This window comes from [Phormidium] sp. LEGE 05292, from assembly GCF_015207735.1.
In the GTDB taxonomy this organism is placed as follows: Bacteria; Cyanobacteriota; Cyanobacteriia; order Cyanobacteriales; family Aerosakkonemataceae; genus Floridanema.
In genome coordinates, this window is the sequence record NZ_JADEWG010000305.1 from 1 (window position 1) to 2,572 (window position 2,572).

At 38.3% G+C, this 2,572-nt stretch carries 4 protein-coding genes; 2 read left to right on the forward strand and 2 right to left on the reverse strand.

The window, feature by feature from the left end; all coding sequences use genetic code 11:
* Positions 1-43 precede the first annotated feature (43 nt).
* Entirely contained in the window at positions 44-619 is a 576-nt protein-coding gene (locus tag IQ264_RS32140; protein ID WP_193986784.1) for a DUF4126 domain-containing protein, read from the reverse strand.
* A 207-nt stretch (positions 620-826) separates the two neighbouring features.
* Between IQ264_RS32140 and IQ264_RS32145 the strand changes: the two genes are divergently transcribed.
* The gene (locus IQ264_RS32145) at positions 827-985 is read left to right on the forward strand and encodes a hypothetical protein (protein ID WP_193986786.1); all 159 of its coding nucleotides are present in this window, start codon (positions 827-829) and stop codon (positions 983-985) included.
* Here the strand turns inward: IQ264_RS32145 and IQ264_RS33970 are convergent.
* Positions 962-1,291, reverse strand: coding sequence for a SitI3 family protein (locus tag IQ264_RS33970; protein ID WP_413470381.1), 330 nt, complete (start codon positions 1,289-1,291; stop codon positions 962-964). The genes IQ264_RS32145 and IQ264_RS33970 overlap by 24 nt on opposite strands.
* A gap of 125 nt (positions 1,292-1,416) precedes the next feature.
* Here IQ264_RS33970 and IQ264_RS32150 point away from each other — a divergent pair, with 125 nt between their 5' ends.
* Complete coding sequence (locus IQ264_RS32150) at positions 1,417-2,553, forward strand: glycosyltransferase (protein WP_228061978.1); 1,137 nt, start codon at positions 1,417-1,419, stop codon at positions 2,551-2,553.
* Positions 2,554-2,572: the final 19 nt, after the last annotated feature.

Below are 2,572 nucleotides of genomic sequence, written 5' to 3' on the forward strand. Positions count from 1 at the left end.
GTCCCCTTGTCCCCTTGTCCCCTTGTCCCCTAGTCTCCAATGTCTAATCCGGGTGATACTTAGGAGAATGCTTCTGCTTTCTGTACCAACGATACCATTCTCCAGAACTGCGAATTGCCAGCCAAAGTAGGATCATGGCAATTAATCCTCCTTGTCTGGGTGCGTCAAAGGCTAGCAACACCAAGACTACACATAAAGCATCTTGAATAAAGACTAACCAAAGAGGTAAACCACGAAGGCGAAAAAACCAACCTATTTGTACAAGTTGTAATACAAAAGCTAGTAAACCCCCGATCGCACCAATTAATACAATCATCCATCCTTCCAGATTAGCGGTTTGAGCCACAAAAGCGCCAACCATTGCTCCCACTACGGGGCTAAATAGGAGATGAATAATTTGCAGAATGCGCTGTCCAAGCAGTTGTTTGGAAGCAAATAATTCAAATAATGACCAACTCGTGAGTATCCCCACTACTACCTGTGGATGAATGAGGGAAAGTATGGGTACGCGAGACCAGAGATTATCCCCTTGCAAAAGTCCAATTAGTAATAATGGTAGGGCTATTCTCCCTACACCTACCGCAGCAGCAGCAGAAAGCGCAGCAAGGAGTTCAATCATATTTACTGTTCTGGTTGTACTCTTAACGGAAAAGGGGAAACAGATGTTTTTGGTTTAATCTTTCTTAATTGTAAACCTTTTCTCTTGAAAAATTCTTATGTAGGCTAAAGGATAAATATATTACTAAATTACATATAAAAAGTGGTTGAGAAGCAAATTTCATTTTTATATGTAAAACAGAATACTACTAACTTTTTTATCTAAAGAATGCTGAGTTTACTTTTTCTATTGACAGAATTGGAAGATATGGCTTTGGGTAAATTAGCAGAAGCGGTGCTGAGTCAGTTGTCAATGGTAGGTACAGAAACTTTTGTAGAATCACTCAAGCAACTGGCGATTTTCTTACCCAACTTTGATGTTTGTTGAAGATGATTGGGGCTGATAAAGTTCATAAGGTAGCTTACGATCGTGAAGTATATTTATTAATGTAGCCTCCCATCCTGAGTAGAGTCTAAGTTTTCCATTGATTCTTTGCAGTACAGGTTGTTCCCCGTTGAATAGCAAAACAGCATCTCCTTGAACACGATCGAGTAAGTCCAAAGTACCTTTTATTAAAGTATCTTTACCTTCTTTATAAGCATCTTTAGGATTAATACGGAAATCTACAACTATGCTTGGTTGGAAACCAAACTCTTCGGCTATAACTTCTTGCCCTATTTGGCTTCGGATAATTTGAGATTTTTAAGCAAATTTTTTGATTTATGTGTATTTATCTACGGTTTACTTTGTCCTTAATGTACTTTTCAGGTAATCTTTATAAGAGAAAGTTTATTATCCGTTAGGGAAAGTTATTAGTGATGCTGTTTTTCCAAATTGTTTTCCTAATCTTAATTAGCGGCTCGATCGCCTTTTACATCACCTGTGCCATCTGCACTCTAAAATTTTTTGCCTCTAAGGAACAGGTAACAACCCCTTCCGAAGATTCTGTTTCGCTGATGATACCAGTTTGCGGTATTGATGAGGGAGCGTATGAGAATTGGTCATCATTTTGTCAGCAAAATTACCCTAATTATGAAGTACTTTTTGGAGTATTAGACCCGGAAGATCCGGCTGTTCCTTTGTTAAAAAAATTAGCAGCGAAATATGCCGATCGCGTCAAGTTATTGATTGGGTTAAAACCCCGAGGTATCAATTACAAAGATAGCAATTTAAGTTATCTTCTAGAAGCTGCTCAGTATGAAACTATTATCTTTGCTGATAGTGATATTCGGGTAATCCCTGACTATATTAGTATTGTCACTGCGCCCTTAAAAGATCCCAAAATTGGTTTAGTAACTTGTGGATATGTCGGCAGAAATCCTCGGACAATAGTAGCAGCTTTAGCTTCCTTTGGTCGGTGTTTTGATTTTATTCCCTCTGCTTTAATTTCTGGAGTTATCGATCGCGGTTTTAAATTTGCTGTTGGCCCGACAATGGCAACTCGGAAATCAACTTTAGCAGAATTTGGTGGCTTGCATTTAAACCGCATTGGATCGGACTATAATTTAGCGAAACGAGCAGTAGAAGCTGGTTATCGAATTGAATTTTCTCGCTATATTTTAGAGTCGGATACAACTGGCGAAAGCTTTCAATCATTCTTTCAAAGAGAAGTACGTTGGGCGAGGACAATTCGTTTTAATCGAGGTTCACAATACTATGGTATGGTGTTTTGTTACGGTACTGTATATAGTATTTTATTACTGTTTATATCGGGATGGCAAAATTGGGCGCTTGCACTTTGTTTAGTAACTTTTATCATTCGCTACATTCAAGTATTAATTGCCATCTTGAGTATAAATTGTCCAAAACTTTTACTTTGGCTTTGGTTACTTCCCTTTAGAGATATTCTCAACTTAATTATCTGGTTACTTGGTGCTTTTGGGCAACAAATATATTGGCGTGGCAGATGGTTGAAAATTGAAAAAGACGGCTTGATTATTCAAGAGGATAGTTAATCAACTGGGGGCTGGGGAC

What these genes read in the sequence shown, in the direction of transcription:
- IQ264_RS32140 (WP_193986784.1), bottom strand. Translation starts at nt 619, where the DNA reads ATGATTGAACTCCTTGCTGCGCTTTCTGCTGCTGCTGCGGTAGGTGTA.
- IQ264_RS32145 (WP_193986786.1), top strand. Translation starts at nt 827, where the DNA reads ATGCTGAGTTTACTTTTTCTATTGACAGAATTGGAAGATATGGCTTTG.
- IQ264_RS32150 (WP_228061978.1), top strand. Translation starts at nt 1,417, where the DNA reads ATGCTGTTTTTCCAAATTGTTTTCCTAATCTTAATTAGCGGCTCGATC.